The sequence below is a fragment of the Sphingobacterium prati genome, from assembly GCF_013167215.1.
In the GTDB taxonomy this organism is placed as follows: Bacteria; Bacteroidota; Bacteroidia; order Sphingobacteriales; family Sphingobacteriaceae; genus Sphingobacterium; species Sphingobacterium prati.
This window is the reverse complement of the sequence record NZ_JABJWY010000005.1, coordinates 1-1,590: the sequence shown is the minus strand read 5'-3', so window position 1 is coordinate 1,590 and position 1,590 is coordinate 1. Positions and strand designations below refer to the sequence as shown.

Here is a 1,590-nt window from a genome sequence, read left to right as displayed (position 1 = left end):
AAAAAAGAATTCTGATTATGTAAATAGTTGGAATCAAAAACTTCATTTTACAATGGAGAGTTTGATCCTGGCTCAGGATGAACGCTAGCGGCAGGCCTAATACATGCAAGTCGGACGGGATTGGGACCAGAGCTTGCTCTGGTTCCATGAGAGTGGCGCACGGGTGCGTAACGCGTGAGCAACCTACCTCTATCAGGGGGATAGCCTCTCGAAAGAGAGATTAACACCGCATAATATAATTTTCCGGCATCGTGAAATTATTAAATATTTATAGGATAGAGATGGGCTCGCGTGACATTAGCTAGTTGGTAGGGTAACGGCTTACCAAGGCGACGATGTCTAGGGGCTCTGAGAGGAGAATCCCCCACACTGGTACTGAGACACGGACCAGACTCCTACGGGAGGCAGCAGTAAGGAATATTGGTCAATGGGCGGAAGCCTGAACCAGCCATGCCGCGTGCAGGATGACTGCCCTATGGGTTGTAAACTGCTTTTGTCCAGGAATAAACCTAAATACGTGTATTTAGCTGAATGTACTGGAAGAATAAGGATCGGCTAACTCCGTGCCAGCAGCCGCGGTAATACGGAGGATCCGAGCGTTATCCGGATTTATTGGGTTTAAAGGGTGCGTAGGCGGCCTATTAAGTCAGGGGTGAAATACGGTGGCTCAACCATCGCAGTGCCTTTGATACTGATGGGCTTGAATCCATTTGAAGTGGGCGGAATAAGACAAGTAGCGGTGAAATGCATAGATATGTCTTAGAACTCCGATTGCGAAGGCAGCTCACTAAGCTGGTATTGACGCTGATGCACGAAAGCGTGGGGATCGAACAGGATTAGATACCCTGGTAGTCCACGCCCTAAACGATGATAACTCGATGTTGGCGATAGACAGCCAGCGTCCCAGCGAAAGCGTTAAGTTATCCACCTGGGGAGTACGCCCGCAAGGGTGAAACTCAAAGGAATTGACGGGGGCCCGCACAAGCGGAGGAGCATGTGGTTTAATTCGATGATACGCGAGGAACCTTACCCGGGCTTGAAAGTTAGTGAAGGATGCAGAGACGCATCCGTCCTTCGGGACACGAAACTAGGTGCTGCATGGCTGTCGTCAGCTCGTGCCGTGAGGTGTTGGGTTAAGTCCCGCAACGAGCGCAACCCCTATGTTTAGTTGCCAGCAAGTAATGTTGGGGACTCTAAACAGACTGCCTGTGCAAACAGCGAGGAAGGTGGGGACGACGTCAAGTCATCATGGCCCTTACGTCCGGGGCTACACACGTGCTACAATGGATGGTACAGCGGGCAGCTACATAGCAATATGGTGCTAATCTCTAAAAGCCATTCACAGTTCGGATTGGGGTCTGCAACTCGACCCCATGAAGTTGGATTCGCTAGTAATCGCGTATCAGCAATGACGCGGTGAATACGTTCCCGGGCCTTGTACACACCGCCCGTCAAGCCATGAAAGTTGGGGGTACCTAAAGCATGTGACCGCAAGGAGCGTGTTAGGGTAAAACCGATAATTGGGGCTAAGTCGTAACAAGGTAGCCGTACCGGAAGGTGCGGCTGGAATACCTCCTTTCTAGAGTATCG

1 rRNA gene is annotated in these 1,590 nt (G+C 50.7%); it reads left to right on the top strand.

The features are described 5' to 3' along the window. Positions 1-49: 49 nt before the first annotated feature. A 16S ribosomal RNA gene (locus tag HPC41_RS00025) occupies positions 50-1,579 on the top strand. Positions 1,580-1,590: the final 11 nt, after the last annotated feature.